This window comes from Streptomyces capoamus, assembly GCF_014654935.1.
GTDB classification, from domain to species: domain Bacteria; phylum Actinomycetota; class Actinomycetes; order Streptomycetales; family Streptomycetaceae; genus Streptomyces; species Streptomyces capoamus.
Window position 1 is genome coordinate 318,476 of sequence record NZ_BNBF01000001.1, and the last position, 2,226, is coordinate 320,701.

2 protein-coding genes and 1 pseudogene are annotated in these 2,226 nt (G+C 73.8%); 1 reads left to right on the top strand and 2 read right to left on the bottom strand.

The window, feature by feature from the left end; genetic code table 11:
• The coding region (locus IE312_RS38445; RefSeq protein ID WP_229898852.1) for an MFS transporter at window positions 1–750 on the bottom strand (750 nt) is incomplete at its 3' end.
• Window positions 751–835: 85 nt separating this feature from the next.
• On the opposite strand from IE312_RS38445, the gene IE312_RS01515 reads away from it, so the two are divergent.
• The gene (locus tag IE312_RS01515; protein ID WP_189977526.1) at window positions 836–1,234 is read left to right on the top strand and encodes a MarR family winged helix-turn-helix transcriptional regulator; all 399 of its coding nucleotides are present in this window, start codon (window positions 836–838) and stop codon (window positions 1,232–1,234) included.
• Window positions 1,235–1,241: 7 nt separating this feature from the next.
• Here the strand turns inward: IE312_RS01515 and IE312_RS01520 are convergent.
• A pseudogene (locus IE312_RS01520) lies at window positions 1,242–1,981 on the bottom strand (maleylpyruvate isomerase family mycothiol-dependent enzyme).
• Window positions 1,982–2,226: the final 245 nt, after the last annotated feature.

A 2,226-nucleotide genomic window follows, 5' to 3' on the forward strand; every position in this document is an offset into this window, starting at 1 on the left:
GACGGCGACGGCGAGGAAGGACAGGAACGTGCGGGGCGAGGCCCAGCCGGCCTCGGGCGCCCGGACGACGGTGAAGACCAGCAGCAGCATCGAGGCGGTGCCGAGGACGGCACCCGGGATGTCGTATCCGCCGTGGCCCCGTTCACGCTCGCTGCGCGGGAGCAGCTTCAGGCCCACGAGGAGCGCGAGCACGGCGACGGGAGCGGGCAGCAGCATGGTGAACCGCCAGCTGGCCTCGGTGAGCAGGCCGGAGAAGACCAGGCCCAGGGAGTAACCGGCGGCGGCGCACGTGGTGTAGATCGACAGGGCCCGGTTGCGCAGCGGGCCCTCGGGGAACGTCGTGGTGATGATCGACAGGCCCGCCGGTGCGGTGAAGGCCGCGCTCAGGCCCTTGACGAAGCGGCTGGCGATCAGCAGCGGGCCGGAGTCCACGAGCCCGCCGAGCAGCGAGGCCACCGCGAAGACGCCGAGCGCGACCAGGAACACCTGGCGCCGGCCCATCAGGTCGGCGGTCCGGCCGCCGAGCAGGAGCAGGCCGCCGTATCCCAGGATGTAGCCGCTGACGACCCATTGCAGGGTCGACGTGGACAGACCGAGATCGGCGCCGATGGACGGCAGCGCGACGCCGACCATCGACACGTCCAGCGCGTCCAGGAACATCGCGGCGCACAGCACCAGCAGGGTGCCCCAGAGCCGGGGGGTCCACAGGCTCGCCGGTGACGCCGCGGGGGTGGGGAGCGGAGAGGTCATGGCGGTGAGACTACATGTACATGCATGAGATGCAAGTGCATTTAATTACGATGCAATGAACCTCTTTCTCTGCTACCGTGCGGACATGGCGGCGAAGAAGGCCGAGCAGGCGCTCGTGGAGGAGTGGCGGGGCATCCTGGCCCTGCACGCCCGCACCCAGTGCGAGGTGGACCGGGCCCTGCACGGGCACGGCCTGTGCGCGAGCGACTTCGAGGTCCTCGACCTGCTGGCCGAGGGCACGGCGGCGGACGGCGGCTGCGCCTACCGGGTCCAGGAGATCTCCGACCGGGTTCACCTCAGCCAGAGCGCCCTGTCCCGGCTCATCGGCCGCCTGGAGAAGGACGGCCTCGTCGAACGGGCCATGTGTCCGGAGGACCGGCGCGGGGTGCGCGTGGTCCTCACGGCGAAGGGGCGCGCGCTGCACGGCGAGGTACGGCCGGTGCAGCGCGCGGTGCTGTCCAGGATGCTGTCCGACGCCGACTGACCGGGCGTCAGATGCCCGCGCGCTCCCGCCACAGCGCGGCGAGGGACGCGTCACCGGTCACCCGCGGCACCTCCGTGCGGTTCCACAACGCCAGGTACAACCGGTCGGCCGGTCCGGACAGTTCGGCCTCGGCGGGTCCCTCCGCCGTCCGCACGGTCACCGGCGGCTCGGCCGAGAGCCGTACGGTCCACACCGCGTCCGGCCCCGCGTCCACCGCGCGCACCCGCAGCACGCGCGGCTCCTCGCTGCGCAGCCGGCTGCGGGAGCGGGCGTGGAAGCCCCGCAGGAGTTCGTCGATGCCGTCCACCGCGAAGTCCGGGGCGATCGGGGACGGCGTACCGCCGCGCGCCGCCTCGGCGTCGTAGCGGTGCACGGTCGTCTCGTGTGCCTGCCGCCGGGTCCAGAAGGCCGGCGCCGAGGAGCTGGGCGCGGGGTGGACGGTCCAGCACCGCACGTCGGCGGGCGCGGCGGCCAGGGTGTCGACCAGCAGCCGGTGACCGTCCCGGTCCAGTCCACCAGCTCGGTGCCGTCCAGGTCCGGCGGGTCGTCCAGGGGGCGGGGGGTGGTGTGCCCGCCGGCCACGAGGGCGGCGGCCCACCGGTGCACCGATCCGGTGTGCCGCACCAGGTCCCGCACTTGCCACTCCGGGCACGTCGGCACCTTGGCACCGGTCCCGGCGAGGGTGGCGGCCGCCGCCAGCAGGCGGCCCTCGCGGTCCAGGATCTCCAGGAACTCGGCAGTCTTCATGGGCCGAGTGTGCCGGACGGAGCGTGCGACGGCCTCGGGAATTTCGGCACGGGCGACGCCCGGTCCGTCCAGACGCCCGCCGGCAGGTCCCGGTGCGGACGGCACAGCGGGCCGCCTCCAGTTCCCCGGGACGCTCGGGGCGTCAGCGGTCCAGTGCCCGGCGCGTGGAGACGCCGATGCCGGCGGCGACGGCGGCCAGCGCCGCCACGCTGGTGAGGGCGGCGGGCAGGGAGAACCAGTCGGCC